The 13,959-nt window shown below is 44.7% G+C and carries 14 protein-coding genes, 1 tRNA gene and 1 pseudogene; 9 read left to right on the top strand and 7 right to left on the bottom strand.

Features of this window, described 5'->3' with window-relative positions; genetic code table 11:
* Positions 1 to 1,811 (bottom strand): HEAT repeat domain-containing protein (locus F6K57_RS28995; RefSeq protein WP_293071757.1); only part of this gene is annotated, 1,811 nt, incomplete at its 3' end.
* 749 nt (positions 1,812 to 2,560) lie between these two features.
* Here F6K57_RS28995 and F6K57_RS28990 point away from each other — a divergent pair.
* The 6 genes and pseudogenes from F6K57_RS28990 to F6K57_RS28965 all read left to right on the top strand — a co-directional run bounded on the left by F6K57_RS28990 (position 2,561) and on the right by F6K57_RS28965 (position 7,501).
* Positions 2,561 to 2,743 carry a DUF4278 domain-containing protein gene (locus tag F6K57_RS28990; protein ID WP_293071756.1) on the top strand — a complete coding sequence of 61 codons (183 nt, stop codon included), beginning with the start codon at positions 2,561 to 2,563 and terminating at the stop codon, positions 2,741 to 2,743.
* Between the two features lie 269 nt (positions 2,744 to 3,012).
* Positions 3,013 to 3,438 (top strand): DUF4278 domain-containing protein, encoded by a 426-nt coding sequence (locus tag F6K57_RS28985; protein ID WP_293071755.1) that lies wholly within the window; start codon positions 3,013 to 3,015, stop codon positions 3,436 to 3,438.
* Between the two features lie 169 nt (positions 3,439 to 3,607).
* Complete coding sequence (gene acnB / locus F6K57_RS28980) at positions 3,608 to 6,217, top strand: bifunctional aconitate hydratase 2/2-methylisocitrate dehydratase (protein ID WP_293038675.1); 2,610 nt, start codon at positions 3,608 to 3,610, stop codon at positions 6,215 to 6,217.
* 247 nt (positions 6,218 to 6,464) lie between these two features.
* Positions 6,465 to 6,791: pseudogene (locus F6K57_RS28975) on the top strand (DUF433 domain-containing protein).
* 58 nt (positions 6,792 to 6,849) lie between these two features.
* Complete coding sequence (locus F6K57_RS28970) at positions 6,850 to 7,362, top strand: hypothetical protein (protein WP_293022993.1); 513 nt, start codon at positions 6,850 to 6,852, stop codon at positions 7,360 to 7,362.
* The gene (locus tag F6K57_RS28965) at positions 7,331 to 7,501 is read left to right on the top strand and encodes a hypothetical protein (protein ID WP_293071754.1); all 171 of its coding nucleotides are present in this window, start codon (positions 7,331 to 7,333) and stop codon (positions 7,499 to 7,501) included. The genes F6K57_RS28970 and F6K57_RS28965 overlap by 32 nt, the downstream gene beginning before the upstream one ends.
* On the opposite strand, the gene F6K57_RS28960 is transcribed toward F6K57_RS28965, so the two are convergent.
* A tRNA-Phe gene (locus F6K57_RS28960) sits at positions 7,483 to 7,555 on the bottom strand. The genes F6K57_RS28965 and F6K57_RS28960 overlap by 19 nt on opposite strands.
* Before the next feature lie 89 nt (positions 7,556 to 7,644).
* On the opposite strand from F6K57_RS28960, the gene F6K57_RS28955 reads away from it, so the two are divergent.
* Together F6K57_RS28955 and F6K57_RS28950 are read left to right on the top strand one after the other, a co-directional pair.
* Entirely contained in the window at positions 7,645 to 7,770 is a 126-nt protein-coding gene (locus tag F6K57_RS28955; RefSeq protein ID WP_293060914.1) for a hypothetical protein, read from the top strand.
* Between the two features lie 26 nt (positions 7,771 to 7,796).
* Complete coding sequence (locus tag F6K57_RS28950; protein ID WP_293071753.1) at positions 7,797 to 9,449, top strand: AarF/ABC1/UbiB kinase family protein; 1,653 nt, start codon at positions 7,797 to 7,799, stop codon at positions 9,447 to 9,449.
* On the opposite strand, the gene F6K57_RS28945 is transcribed toward F6K57_RS28950, so the two are convergent.
* The 5 genes from F6K57_RS28945 to F6K57_RS28925 form a co-directional block, all read right to left on the bottom strand.
* Positions 9,418 to 9,606: a hypothetical protein gene (locus F6K57_RS28945; protein WP_293071752.1), complete on the bottom strand. Its 189-nt coding sequence runs from the start codon at positions 9,604 to 9,606 to the stop codon at positions 9,418 to 9,420. The two genes, F6K57_RS28950 and F6K57_RS28945, sit on opposite strands and share 32 nt — an antisense overlap.
* Positions 9,607 to 9,712: 106 nt before the next feature.
* On the bottom strand, positions 9,713 to 9,967 hold the full coding sequence (locus tag F6K57_RS28940; RefSeq protein ID WP_293071751.1) for a hypothetical protein: 255 nt from the start codon (positions 9,965 to 9,967) through the stop codon (positions 9,713 to 9,715).
* Complete coding sequence (locus tag F6K57_RS28935) at positions 9,968 to 10,168, bottom strand: hypothetical protein (protein WP_070392920.1); 201 nt, start codon at positions 10,166 to 10,168, stop codon at positions 9,968 to 9,970.
* 225 nt (positions 10,169 to 10,393) lie between these two features.
* On the bottom strand, positions 10,394 to 12,457 hold the full coding sequence (locus F6K57_RS28930) for a tetratricopeptide repeat protein (RefSeq protein ID WP_293071758.1): 2,064 nt from the start codon (positions 12,455 to 12,457) through the stop codon (positions 10,394 to 10,396).
* A 68-nt stretch (positions 12,458 to 12,525) separates the two neighbouring features.
* On the bottom strand, positions 12,526 to 13,389 hold the full coding sequence (locus tag F6K57_RS28925) for an alpha/beta fold hydrolase (RefSeq protein WP_293071750.1): 864 nt from the start codon (positions 13,387 to 13,389) through the stop codon (positions 12,526 to 12,528).
* Between the two features lie 60 nt (positions 13,390 to 13,449).
* Between F6K57_RS28925 and F6K57_RS28920 the strand changes: the two genes are divergently transcribed.
* Entirely contained in the window at positions 13,450 to 13,614 is a 165-nt protein-coding gene (locus F6K57_RS28920) for a hypothetical protein (RefSeq protein WP_293071749.1), read from the top strand.
* Positions 13,615 to 13,959 lie beyond the last annotated feature (345 nt).

Below are 13,959 nucleotides of genomic sequence, written 5' to 3'. Positions count from 1 at the left end.
GATTGGGTCCCGATGATAATATTGCCCTTGAAGTAACTTTCCACAAAAGTGGTAATCATCGCTCGTGTGTCTGGAGTGACTTCATTGAGTCCATCAATACAGATATCAATGGCATCACTGTAAATCAGGTCTCGCAAGAAACCAGAGTCTTGGGCGAATCCATGAAGTTTTGCTTGAATCGCTTCGATCACGCCATTAGCGCATTTCTCAGCAGGTAAATAGACGATGATCCGCTTAGATGATTTCACTAAGTGCCGTAGAAACATCGATTTCCCTAATCCTGATTCTCCTTCCAGGACAATGGGTAATTCCAGATCCGGTATTGCTTCTTGAATGGGTTGCGTTATACTTCTTCCCTGGGGCTGGACTTCCAAGTTAGGAAAGTAAGCTTGTTCATCAAAGTTTTCTAAATCTGCATCTGACAGCAAGGATTCCTGGAAGGGGGCAAATAACTTCGAGCGTAGAAAGGGAATCCAAGTTAGGGCTATGCCTACGTACCCCAGTCCAAAAAACTTCCGCACCGAGGGATTCCAAAAGAAGATAGCTTGGACTTGGGGGGATTTGGGATAAACCAGTATTAGTCCAAACCAAAACAGCATATGAGTTAGCCAGATAATCACCCCTTTGCTAAAAATTTTCTGATAACTACGAGAATCCTGTTCTTGCTGGAGATTATCAAGACCACCACGCACGGTTTCGATCCATCTATCCTGGAAAATTTTCTCCGTGTCTTGCTCTAGCCTTTGAATAACTGTTTCAAATTCCAGTATGGATTGTTCCAATTGCACTTTGGTGAGCTGCTTCCTCTGTTTTCCAACCTTAGAAGAAATTTCGACAACGGCAGAGAGGGCGGAATAGCGAACATCGATAGATTCATCTTTGAAAAAGACATCTATTAGGTCAGGGACAGCCTGAACCCCTTCCGTTCCCATCTTTCCTAGAGCAGAGGCGGCATAATAGCGAACATAGACTGAGTTATCCTCAAGCAACTCAATTAATAGAGGCAGAGCATCCTTAGCTGCCTCTCCAATTTCCCCTAGTACCTCGGTAGCGCGAATCCGGATCAGGACAGATTTATCGTTCCTGAGTCGCTCAATGAGCTGGGGAACAACATCTTTAGTTTTCTCGGCAATCTGCTCTAGGGCATTGATGCTAGTCATACGAACCGAGAATGTTTCATCCTTTAGCGCTTCAATCAGGTAAGGTACAGCTGACTTGGCTGCCTCTTTTTTATTCCCTAGGGCATAAGCAGCGTTAGCACGAACCTGAGCAGATTGGTCATTCCTCAAGGCTTCAATTAGGTGAGGTACAGCCTCATGGGTTTTCTTTCCCAAGTTCCCTAAGGCATAAGCACCATTGGCGCGAACTTCAGCAGATTCATCCTTAAGTGCATCAATCAGATCAGGGATAGCTTCATAAGATGCTTCTCCCATCAATCCCAGAGCAGCAGCGGCTTTGGCACGAACTGTCGCCGACTCATCGTTCCTTAGGGCTTTAATCAACCAAGGGACAGCTTGATCCGCTTCCTCTCCTATACTCCACAGAGCAACAGCAGCTCCCTCCCGAACTGCAGCAGATTTATCCGTCTTCAGGGCTTCAATCAGTAAATAGACAGATTTTGGACCACATTGGACTATAGCTTCTTTAGCGGTTGTATTGTTTATATCGTTGAATCTGGCGATATTAGTCTTAATCTCTGCTTGAGTACACCCTTGAGCTAAGGCAGGACTACAGGGCAGCAGTAGCAATGAGCAGCCCAGTAAAAACACCTTGAGCACTGAGGAAGTGGGTTGTTTTATGCACCTAATCATAGAAGTTCTCCAAGGTTTCGTTAGTATAGATACAAGAATCTCTTCAAAAATCCAGTTTTATGTCTCTCAAGGGCTATAAAAGTACCCTTGGGGGTACTCTTGAAGATTCCCCACTCCCTGATATAGCGCTACGCTTAGCGTCAGAAGTCAGAAGTCAGAAGTCAGAAGTAAACTAGACTCACGTTTCGGAGTTTAGGAGCGATGCAGCGCGGTCTTGGGGAGGCAGCGCTGATAGCTTACTGTTTTAAATATTAAGTTTTAGGAATATTAAGTTTTAGAAATATTAAGTTTTAGGCATTAATACTCAAGAATTAATACTTAAGTATTAATTCTTGAGTATTAGGGACAAGAGGCGTAGTTGAGGGCTTCCGTGCTTTCCGAGGAGCTAGCAAACTTGGTCAGAACCTCCTTAGCCTATAACCTGAATCACTGGATAGGATCTAATTTGGTTTTTTTTTCTTAACATTTGACTTTTTTGGAAAAAAGTGTCAAAATAGATACAGAAATAAAAATTGGAATTGAATAAACACTGAGGTCTCTGTCGGCTCAGTGGCTCTCAACTCAGATGTCCTGAAGTAGATCAGCCGTAGAGAATCCAAGAAAGTAATACCTAGGGCAGGCTTGCCTAACCCTTAGACAGAATTCCTCACCTGGCCAAGCAACTTATTAAGCAATTCTTGGCCAAGCAACTTATTAAGCAATTCCATTAAGCAATCTCATTAAGCAATCCAATCGGAGGTATTCGAGCAATGAAACTTTATTACCGAGGTGTTAGTTATCAAAGTGAACCATCTACCCTAGAAGTATCTGAAGGGGAAATTGGTGGAACTTACCGGGGTCATAGCTGGAAAGTTCACCGGATTAAGCATAATCCTTGGCGTAAATCATCGGCTAACATGACCTATCGTGGTGTTAGCTATAAAAGAGGGTAGCTCTTTGTATCACTAGTTTTGTTTGAGTCAAAAAGTGCTGGGTGCTGGGTGCGTCAAGACCTCAGGGCTGAGTAAACATTGATCACATATTACTCAATACTAAACATTTCAGTACTAAACATTTCGGTACTCAGCATTTCGGTACTCAGCATTCTAGTACTCAAGATTTCATTACTCAATATTTCAGTACTCAACATTATTCAAAGCACTCAAGACTATTGAAAAAAGTAGTCTGATATTATTATTAGTCAATCGGAGGGGTAATAGATATGAAACTTAGGTATCGTGGTGTAAGTTACGACGCTGAACCCTCTCTACTAGAAGTGAGAGAGGGTGAAATTGGTGGCACTTATCGGGCTCAAAATTGGAGATTTCACTATCCCAGACACATGCCTGAACCGCCACCGGTAAATCATCTGAAATGGCGTGGTGTTTCTTACTGCACTGGTAATGCAACTGTAACTAATTGTGATGTAACTGATTCTCAACCAGTGGCTAAATCGATTCCTACTGTAGCTGCAAAGACATCGATTGCTCGCCACCGGCTGCAAAAAGTCTTGAATGAGAGCAGAAAAGTTCATCTGGCTACGATGCGCCAAACTTTGGAACATCGTCTAGAGGTAGCTAAAGCTAACGGTGATCAGAATTTGGTCAGGCTTCTAGAAGATGAGTCAAAGCAGATGCAACCAATCTAGTGAGTTAACCCAGATACTCTCACAACTCTCTAACATCAGACACGGCGATCCATAGCGATCGCTTTTTTGATGCTTTGATTTTTGATGCTTTGATGACTTGCCACACTCTGGTAGGGCAATATTTTGTAACAATTGTCTTACATGAAGCCCGCGCACAGGTAAATCTATGATGCTGAACTCTTATCGTGAACACCTAGCTGAACGGGGAGCTAAAGGAATTCCTCCCCTACCCCTAAGTGCTGAGCAAACATCCCAACTTTGTGAACTGCTGCAAAATCCACCAGCTGGGGAAGAAGAAGCATTAATGGCTATGTTACGCGATCGCATTCCCCCTGGAGTGGATGAAGCAGCTTATGTCAAAGCCGGGTTTTTAACTGCGATCGCAAAAGCAGAACTCACTAGTCCCCTAATTTCCCCCCAGGGTGCTGTAGACCTATTGGGTACTATGGTCGGAGGCTACAATGTCCAATCCCTAGTTGAGTTACTCCAGTCTAATCACACCACCCTAGCAGCAGAAGCCGCTACTGCCCTAAGTAAGACATTACTTGTCTTTGATGCCTTCAATGATGTTCTAGAAATTTCCGATATCAATCCTTACGCCAAGCAAGTCATCGATGCTTGGGCCAATGCTGCTTGGTTCATCGGGCGTCCCAAACTACCGGAAGCAGTTACTGTGACTGTATTTAAGGTACCCGGAGAAACCAATACCGATGACTTATCCCCGGCCACTCACGCCACCACTCGCCCAGATATTCCGTTACATGGCTTGGCCATGTTGGAATCTCGGATACCGTCGGCTTTAGATACTATTGCTAAATTAAAACAAAACGGGTATCCTGTGGCTTATGTTGGGGATGTTGTTGGTACTGGTTCATCCCGGAAATCCGCAATTAATTCCTTACTTTGGCATATCGGTGAAGATATCCCCTATGTTCCCAATAAGCGAGCTGGGGGATATATCTTAGGTGGCAAAATTGCCCCGATCTTCTTCAACACTGCTGAAGATTCTGGTGCATTGCCCATTGAGTGCGATGTTTCAAAAATGGAAACTGGGGATGTGATTACTATCCATCCCTACAATGGTGAAATCACTAACCAAGCTGGGGAAGTCATTTCCACCTTTACCCTCAAACCCGATACGATCCTCGATGAAGTCCGTGCTGGTGGACGGATTCCGTTACTGATTGGGCGATCGCTTACGGATAAAACCCGGGAAGCCTTGGGATTAGAACCAAGTCCCCTGTTTACCCGTCCAAGCATACCAGAAGATACAGGCAAAGGCTTCACCTTAGCCCAGAAGATGGTCGGTAAAGCCTGTGGCTTACCGGGTGTTCGTCCAGGTAGCTCTTGCGAACCGATCATGACTACAGTTGGTTCCCAGGATACCACAGGACCCATGACTCGGGATGAATTAAAAGAACTGGCTTGTCTTGGTTTCAGTGCCGACCTAGTCATGCAAAGCTTCTGCCATACTGCTGCTTATCCCAAGCCCGTTGATGTCAAAGTCCATAAACAATTGCCCGACTTCTTTGCCTCTCGTGCTGGTGTAGCCTTGCGTCCTGGGGATGGCATTATCCACTCTTGGTTGAACCGGATGTTATTACCTGATACCGTAGGCACTGGTGGAGACTCTCACACCCGTTTCCCCCTAGGCATTTCCTTCCCTGCCGGTTCTGGATTAGTGGCCTTTGGTGCCGCTTTGGGAGTCATGCCCTTAGATATGCCCGAATCTGTGTTAGTGCGGTTCAAAGGTGAATTGCAACCAGGGGTAACATTGCGGGATATTGTCAATGCTATTCCCTATGTGGCTATTCAACAAGGGTTGCTGACGGTAGAGAAGAAGAATAAGAAAAATGTCTTCTCGGGACGGATTATGGAAATAGAAGGATTGCCCGATTTGAAAGTTGAGCAAGCCTTTGAACTTACTGACGCTACTGCGGAACGGTCTTGTGCTGGCTGTACCATTAAGCTGGGAATAGAAACAGTATCTGAGTATTTGCGTTCCAATATCGCCCTACTGAAAAATATGGTGGCACGAGGCTATCAAGATGCCCGTACGATCATGCGTCGGGTGGCCAAGATGGAAGAATGGTTGGCAAATCCCGTACTGATGGAAGCAGATCCAGATGCAGAGTATGCTGAAATTATCGAGATTGACTTGAATGAAATCACTGAGCCGATTGTAGCGGCTCCCAATGACCCAGATAATGTGAAATTGTTGTCTGAAGTCGCAAGCGATCGCATTGATGAAGTCTTCATTGGGTCTTGCATGACCAATATTGGACACTACCGTGCCGCTGCCAAAGTCCTAGAAGGGGAACCCCCTGTTAGCACTCGGTTGTGGATTTGTCCCCCTACCCGGATGGATGAGAAACAACTCAAAGAAGAAGGGGTTTACGGTATCTTTGGCATAGCTGGTGCCCGGACTGAAATGCCTGGATGTTCCCTGTGCATGGGGAATCAAGCTCGGGTTGCTGATAAAGCCACCGTATTCTCTACCTCTACTCGTAATTTTAATAATCGTATGGGTAAAGGTGCCCGAGTCTATTTGGGTTCTGCTGAATTAGCAGCAGCTTGTGCCTTGTTAGGTCGGATTCCCAGCGCTGAAGAGTATCAGTCAATTGTAGCCGAGAAAATTAATCCCTTTGCTAGTGATTTGTATCAGTATTTGAATTTTGATCAAATCGCTGGATTTGAAGATGAAGGACGGGTGATTCCTATCGAAGAAATGCCCAAGATTGAAGATATTTTAGGCATCCCAGCGGGAACCCTTAAGTAGATTAGTTTAGTTTAGTTTAGCTGAATAATCGGGTGAGCTTTTGGGTTCACCCGATTATTTTTATCACTTATATCAAGGTTGGTTGAACACTTATAATTAGTAGATAAAAGGGAACAGGGAACAGGGAACAGGGAACAGGGGATAAGGAGGAAGATTACCTACCAAAAGTAAGGTATATTTTTTGAGAAGTGATTCTATTAACATGATATTATACTAAGATCAGATTTATAGCAAAGGATTGACTTCTGTGATACTTCAAGACTTAGAGCAAAAACTTCTTGCCCTTAGCCCTAGTGAAAAAGTGCAGGTTATTCAGTTACTGGCTCAAAGTCTCACAAACAATTGGCAAGGAATTGAGAAAAACCCTAGAGTTTGTGGGGAATAAGCTTGTATTGCCAATACTCGTATTACGGTCTGGGTAATTGTAGAAGCTCGTCGTCTTGGATACAGTGATGGTGACCTTTTAACAAGTTATCCAACAATTACAGCTGCTGATTTAGCCAATGCTTGGGTATACGCAAAAGCTCACCCCGATGAAATCGAAATAGCGATTGAGCGCAATGAGGTAGCCTAGTAGATGGCACGTTTTTACGCAGAAGAAGTTAGGCGAGGTAAAACCCCTCATAACAACAATGCTTGACTTGACTAAAATCCAATCCCTTGCTGAATCCTATTCTCCCCAAGAACTATTTGCTGCTTTAGTTTGGCAGCGCCGATTCAATGAGTTTGATGGCCCAGAAGTTATTACTGACCTTTCCAAGCACAGAGATTTATGGGCAAGCTTTCTGTTTACCAAACCAGTCTTTGCCCCAGATGAACATGGGTTAAGTTTTGGTGGTTTGCTAGATACCCTGCTGGCAATGGCAAACTATCGTCCAATGCCAGATAGCAGCATTATTCATTTTGTGGCCTATCCAGCAGATACCCTATACATACTTGCAGAAAATCAAGATACCAAAGTTTCCCAACTAATCGATTTGGGTAAAAAATGGCGAGCTGACTCGGTAGAGGTAACTGATGGCACAAACGAAGAGTATAGTTACCGACTCAAACGCCGATTAAGATATCGATACGAAGGGGCATTATGGGGAGACGGTATTCAACGTGATCGCGATGCAGTTGTTGTTTGCTATTGGTGGGATTGAACTGTATTTAAGCTATCAGCAATCAGCCACACAGGATTTTTCCCCGATTCCCGATTCCCGATTCCCGATTCCCGATTCCCTAAAACCCAAGAATTTGCAACTCACCCAATTTAAAGAAGATGCCAGGAGGCGGACTTGAACCGCCGACACGAGGATTTTCAGTCCTCTGCTCTACCAGCTGAGCTATCCCGGCTTGTCTTTTTTCGGCTTGTCTTTTTTGACGCCTTATTAAGTCTAACAAACCTAGTCTGGATTGGCAAGTAGATCAGAAAATTTTTTTTTGTGCGATCCAGCCCTTGTGCCACAGGCTTCGACGCTGTGGCATCAATTCTTGTTGCCGATTCCCGATTCCCGATTCCCGATTCCCGATTCCCTCTTCCCCACTTTGCCGCGAAGTCTAGTATATAACCAAATGACTCAACCACCCTCAGCGAATGTTTTCCCTAACTCAAACCAGTACCCGCCAGCGAGAAATCCTAGAAGTTGTGTTCCGAAACGGTTGGGATTACATGCGAGGACTCCTAACGGGCAACAAAAATAATGACGAACCTCAACTCCCCCCTCCTGCTGTCCTTCGCAACATTTTAATCAATTTAGGTCCGGTGTACGTTAAGTTAGGACAACTTCTGTCTACCCGTCCCGACCTATTACCAGGAGCCTATGTGGAAGTCCTGACTGACTTGCAAGCCAATGTACCACCAGTAGCCTGGAGTGAAATAGAAACCCTACTACAGCAAGAACTAGCACAGCCAATCTCAGAAACCTTTACGACTATCAATCCCCAAGCCATTGCTGCTGGTTCCATTGGTCAAGTCCATCGCGCTACCCTCAAAAATGGTCAAGACGTGGCTCTGAAAGTGCAACGTCCTGGGATTGATCAGATAGTTGCCCAAGATATTGCTATCATTAGGGGCTTAGCGGAGTTAGTCTCTCTGACGGAATTTGGTAAGACTTACGATATCGTTGCCATAGCTGATGAATTTGTTACTGCCCTAGAAGCAGAACTGGATTTTACCCAAGAAGCTAACTATACCGATAAACTCCGCAGTAATCTATCCAATAGCCGCTGGTTCGATTCCCAGCAATTAGTCATACCAAAGATTTACTGGGATTTGACCAGCCAAAAGCTACTCACCATTGAGTGGCTGGAAGGGGCACCTCTGCTATCGGCGCAATTATCACAAACTAGAGAGGGCAAAGATACCCAGACCCAGCGACGGGAAATTACCACCCTGTTATTTCGGGCTTTTTTCCAGCAGGTTTACATCGATGGCTTCTTCCATGCTGACCCCCATCCCGGAAACATATTTTATCTGAGGGATGGTCGTGTCGCTTTATTAGACTGTGGGATGATTGGACGCTTAGACCCCCGCAGCCAACAGATTTTGACGGAGATGCTCTTAGCAATTGTAGATTTAGATGGCAAGCGATGTGCTCAGTTAACCCTACAACTATCTGAAGCAAGTGAGTCGGTCAGTTTATCTGGCCTGGAAAATGACTATGACCGTATGCTGCGCAAGTATTACAACCGAAGCCTCTCCAAAATCAACTTTAGTGAAGTGTTTTATGAGATACTGCAAGTCTCGCGAAATAATAAAATCCGCTTACCCGGTAATATGGGTTTATATGCCAAAACCCTAGCTAACTTGGAAGGGGTTACCCGTGGGTTTTATCCTGAAATTAACCTGCTCGACCAAATCAAACCCCTGATTACGGAAGTGTTTCGCCGTCAACTCCTGGGAGATGATCCCTTACAAACCCTTCTGAGAACGGTTTTGGATCTCAAAAGCCTGTCATTGCGATCGCCTTCTCAAATCGAATTATTTTTAAACCGGGTCAGTTCCGAAACCCTGAAGTGGAATATTACTGTCCCAGAGCTAGACAAACTACGTTACAGTATCGATGATTCCGCTAATCGACTCTCCTTCAGTATTGTAGTCGGTTCCCTGATTGTGGGTGCAGCAATTGTGGCCTCAGGAAGCCAAACTCCCCAGATGTCTGTGGTTACTAATATCCTGTTTGCTGCTGCTAGTTTTTTAGGCTTGTGGCTGATTGTTAGTATCTTGCGTTCGGGACGGTTACGGTAATTTGATCAGGGAGTAGGGAGTAGGGAGTAGGGAGTAGGGAGTAGGGAGTAGGGAATCGGGAATCGGGAATCGGGAATCGGGAATCGGGAACAGGGAACAGGGAACAGGGAACAGTTGATGCTCCCGTAGGTTGGGTTAGCGATAGCGTAACGAACACGAAAGTCTAACCCTTTGTTGGGTTTCATTGCCTCAACGACTCCCTACGCCATGATCTTTTGTCAGTCAACCAGTCTCGCTCCTCCAGCTCAAACAGAAAAGTGAAGCTAGCGGATTAGTCTGTCATATTCATCGTGGTCACCTATCCAAACCCAAATGAAGTCAGAGCCATCCTCTATTGCTAATGCTCTGTGACTCAATCCAACACGTATTGACCAATATTTTTTACCCACCTTTTTAAAGTTTAGAGATGGATGATGTCGGTCTGCTTTGAGCAACTCATAATTTTTTCGGGCTAGACCTTGAACAGCTTCGGGTAGTGCGTAAAAACGCTTCCAAAATTGCGGTGTTGTTCGATGCACTTACAAATCCTGTAATTTTCCTTCGGATTTAGCTGTCATTGCTTCCTCAAGTAAGAAGTCTAACTTACCATCGGCAATATCAGCTTCAAGCTGTTTATCCCAGAGTAACCAGTCTCTTTCAGCAAACCACTCTCTCAAGCGCACGAAATCTTCCTTAGAGAGAGCCTCAATTTCAGCTTGAATCTGTTCTACTTTTGTCATCAGAAAAAACTGACTGCAATACTGGTGATTAAACCTCTATAGTATAGCATAAAAATTAACTTGTTCTAGGCTATAGTTTTTAGCTTGTAGGGTGGGCAAAAACCGTTTGGTTATGCGTGAGTATTGATAGATTAGATTACTTTGCCCACCCTACTTTAATTGCTATTTTTTTTTCTTTTGCCTCTTGCCTCTTGCCTCTTGCCTTTCCTTCTGCCTTCTGCCTTCCTAGGTCAGCTCATCCCGCAATTTTTGAAGATTCTCGCGGCAAGCGATAGTCTTGGGATGATTTGACCCTAACTTTTGTTCAAAAATCTCCAAGGCTTGGACAAAAAGAGGTTCTGCCTCGGAGTAGCGTCCTTGATTATTGTAGAGTTCTGCCAGACCCTTGAGGGAGTTGGCGAAATTTGGGTGTTGTTGACCTAAAAGTTTTTTCCTCATCTCCAAGGCTTGGACAAAACGAGGTTCGGCCTCACAGTACCGTCCTTGATTAGAGTAGAGATTAGCCAGACCGTTGAGAGATTCTGCGACACGTGGGTGTTGTTGACCTAAAAGTTTTTTCTTCATCTCCAAGGCTTCGACATGCAGAGATTCTGCCTCGGAGTACCGTGCCTGATCACAGTAGATAGTAGCCAGATTGTGGAGGGAGATAGCGATAGATGGGTGTTCTTGACCGTATAGTTTTTTCTTCATCTCCAAGGCTTGGAAATAGAGAGGTTCGGCCTCACAGTACCGTCCCTGATAACGGTAGACTAATGCCAGATTGTTGAGGGAGATAGCGAGACGTGGGTGTTCTTGACCGTATAGTTTGTTCCTGATCTCCAAGGCTTGGACAAAAAGAGGTTCGGCCTTACAGTACCGCCCCTGATAATTGTAGACTAATGCCAGATTGTTGAGGGAGATGGCGACAGAGGGGTGTTCAGTACCTAAAAGTTTTTTCTTCATCTCCAAGGCTTGGACATAGAGAGGTTCTGCCTTGCAGTACCGTCCCTGCCTATAGTAGAGTACTGCCAGATTGTTGAGGGAGGTGGCCACATCTGGGTGTTCTTCTCCCAAGCGATCGCGGGTAAGCTCTAAGCCTTGCTCTAACCAGAGTAATGCCTGGTCATAAGCCATTTGACCTTCGTAAAACCAACCCAGACCCTGGAAAGGTTGGTATAAATCTTCATCCTTGAGCCAGTCTAAGAGTACTGTCGCAGCTTCTGTCAGGTGAGGGATGGCGGGACTAGCTGTAGCAATATCCTTTTGTGTCGTTGCTTTGGGAATTTTATCTGCTACGGCCACCATTGCCTCACCAAATCCCTGCTTGAGTTGATCAGCCCCATCGTAATGTTCCATTTTGTCCCGTAGAAACTCTCGAATCAACTCGTGCAGCTGGTAGATTCCCTGACCCTTGCGCCCAAGTAAATTCAGTTCCAACAGAAAGTCATCTCTAAGATCTTCTAAATCTTCTGAGTCTTGGTCAGGCAAACAATTTTCCACCAATTCCCACTCAATGGGAGCCAAAGCAAACAAACTCAGCAGACAACCCAACTGCTGGGCATCTTGATTCAGTTCAAGCCAACTCAACTCAAAAGCAGCTGCCACTCCTTTTTGTGCTGTCATAGTAGCAGTTGGTTCTTTTAGCGATCGCTGTTCCAAATGCTTTTTTTCCAACCGCTGCTGCATATCTGTCAGGGATATATCCTTTTTCGTTTTTAAATATCGCCCTACCAATTCTAAACCTAGGGGTAGATATCCCAACCATTTGCAGAGTTTTTTGGCTTCCGACCACTGCCGGTTTAGTCTTTCTTTTCCGATTAGGGATTCCAATAACTCCAAAGCCGCTGCTTCCGAAAGTACTTGCAATGGCAACATCTCAAAAGACTCTGCTAACGACTGCTTCCTGGTAGTAATAATAATCTTAAAACGGGGGTGATTTGGAGGCAGATAGGCTTTAATTTTATCATATTCAGTAACATCATCCAAAATCACCAGCACCAAATTATCCGATGGCTGCCAATTGTCCCAGCACCACTGCGCTTGTTCGTCGAGATTGAGGGGTTGGTCGTCTAATTTCTGCGGCACGGATAACTTCATTTTGTTCCGCGCAAACTTTACAATTTGAGTCCCTAAATTACCTAAATCCACATCCCGCGCCTGCAGCCAGCAAACCCCAGCGAGATAATGTTTCCGGTAATAGTTGATGGCATATTGCAGGGCTAATTCAGTTTTACCGATACCACCCATGCCAGAAATAGCAGAAATTACCACCCGTTCTGCCTGCTGTAGCCGCTGGTGTAGAGTTTCCAGTTCACTTGAGCGTCCAACGAATTTGGAAACATAGGTGCGGGGCAGATTTTGGGGAATGTCTTTTAAACCTAGTCCATCATCAACTTTTTTTTTTCCTCTTCTTCTTTACTATCAGGATTACTATCGGGATGAACTGCTACTTTCGGTTGAATCAGTGGCAGAGGAGTTGTTAAATTCTGATTGACAAACCGCTTTACCTGACGGTAGATTCGATTATTTTTATCATCTACTTTGCAGATAGAGATATGGTCAACATCCATCGGGACAGGAATAACCCCCTTAATACCAGGGTCAGCACTGGTTTGATTCACCACTAAAATCCCATTGGTAGGTCTGGTTTCGCAGTAAACCAGCATCGGGATTTGGCTAAACTGGTGGTCATTGCGATACAAAAGATTCAGTTCCCGTAAGCGAGAATGGTGCGCCTCCAATTCGTCAACACTGACAGTGGTTTGTAGAATCGTGCCAATGTGCTTAATCCAACTTGCCAAATCAGAACCAGAATGAGGGGTAGACAGGAAAACAATTCCCCTCGTCCCAGATGCGATCGCTTGCCATTTGCCGAAATCCCTAGCACTGCGCAGCATCTGTTTAACCAGCAGTCCCCCCATACTGTGAGTAACAAAAATTATTGGGCGATCCCCTATCTCATAGCTATCCAGTAGATCTAAACTATTAGTCGCCCGGTCTACCAGAGGCATAGAATTACCCTTCCATCGAAACGGTTCTACCTGATACGCCAGAGACCAAATTCCCACATCTGATAAATCTTGCCCCAGCCAAGCAGGCCAAAAATTATTATCATCTCGCCGTTCTTGCGGGTGCCAAGTACCCCGGGCATCACCTCCGAGTCCATGGACAAAAATGACATCTCCACGGCGATCGGGGTTCTGAGCACCAAAAATTTCAATTAAATCGTTAGGATCACTCACAGACTAGCTCTCCAGGAATGAAGGTCATTGAGATTATTATTGAGATGCTTCGTGACCCTGATGCTCTTGCTATCCATTATATTAGCTACTGATTCAGTGGTGAGAAATCCAGAAAGTGCCAATAAATTCTCTGTCTACCCTATATTCCGCCGTTCCCGATTCCCGATTCCCGATTCCCTGTTCCCTGTTCCCTATTCCTCTATTTTTATCCGGATAAAAAATTAATTATTTTTTTGTTATCAAAGAAAATAAATTTATTTAATAAAATTAAAAACTTTCCGCATATTAAATAATTATCAACTTGCACAGCCAAAGGGAGCGATGACCAAGGATTTATTGAATTTAGCTGTGAATCCTTTCCTATGGGAAATTGTCGGATATAATATTACTGGATACTTAGGAACTGTCGGCGGTTTAAAATCCAAGCTTAATCTAGACATAGGCAGGGCTATTTCATTCTCATGAAAGCAAATAAATGCTAGATTTACAGGTTAAACCAGTGTTTCATGAGTTCCCATGGGTTTGCCACCCCCACCTGCCCCTACAATCTTACTTCCAAGCCTTCCCCCA

It is taken from the genome of Moorena sp. SIO4A5 (genome assembly GCF_010672005.1).
Taxonomy (GTDB): Bacteria; Cyanobacteriota; Cyanobacteriia; order Cyanobacteriales; family Coleofasciculaceae; genus Moorena.
Note: the sequence above shows the minus strand (reverse complement) of the source record. Positions and strands in the feature narration are given on the sequence as shown.

What these genes read in the sequence shown, in the direction of transcription:
- F6K57_RS28990 (WP_293071756.1), top strand. Translation starts at nt 2,561, where the DNA reads ATGAAACTTTATTACCGAGGTGTTAGTTATCAAAGTGAACCATCTACC.
- F6K57_RS28985 (WP_293071755.1), top strand. Translation starts at nt 3,013, where the DNA reads ATGAAACTTAGGTATCGTGGTGTAAGTTACGACGCTGAACCCTCTCTA.
- acnB (WP_293038675.1), top strand. Translation starts at nt 3,608, where the DNA reads ATGCTGAACTCTTATCGTGAACACCTAGCTGAACGGGGAGCTAAAGGA.
- F6K57_RS28970 (WP_293022993.1), top strand. Translation starts at nt 6,850, where the DNA reads ATGCTTGACTTGACTAAAATCCAATCCCTTGCTGAATCCTATTCTCCC.
- F6K57_RS28965 (WP_293071754.1), top strand. Translation starts at nt 7,331, where the DNA reads ATGCAGTTGTTGTTTGCTATTGGTGGGATTGAACTGTATTTAAGCTAT.
- F6K57_RS28950 (WP_293071753.1), top strand. Translation starts at nt 7,797, where the DNA reads ATGTTTTCCCTAACTCAAACCAGTACCCGCCAGCGAGAAATCCTAGAA.
- F6K57_RS28935 (WP_070392920.1), bottom strand. Translation starts at nt 10,168, where the DNA reads ATGACAAAAGTAGAACAGATTCAAGCTGAAATTGAGGCTCTCTCTAAG.
- F6K57_RS28920 (WP_293071749.1), top strand. Translation starts at nt 13,450, where the DNA reads ATGCTCTTGCTATCCATTATATTAGCTACTGATTCAGTGGTGAGAAAT.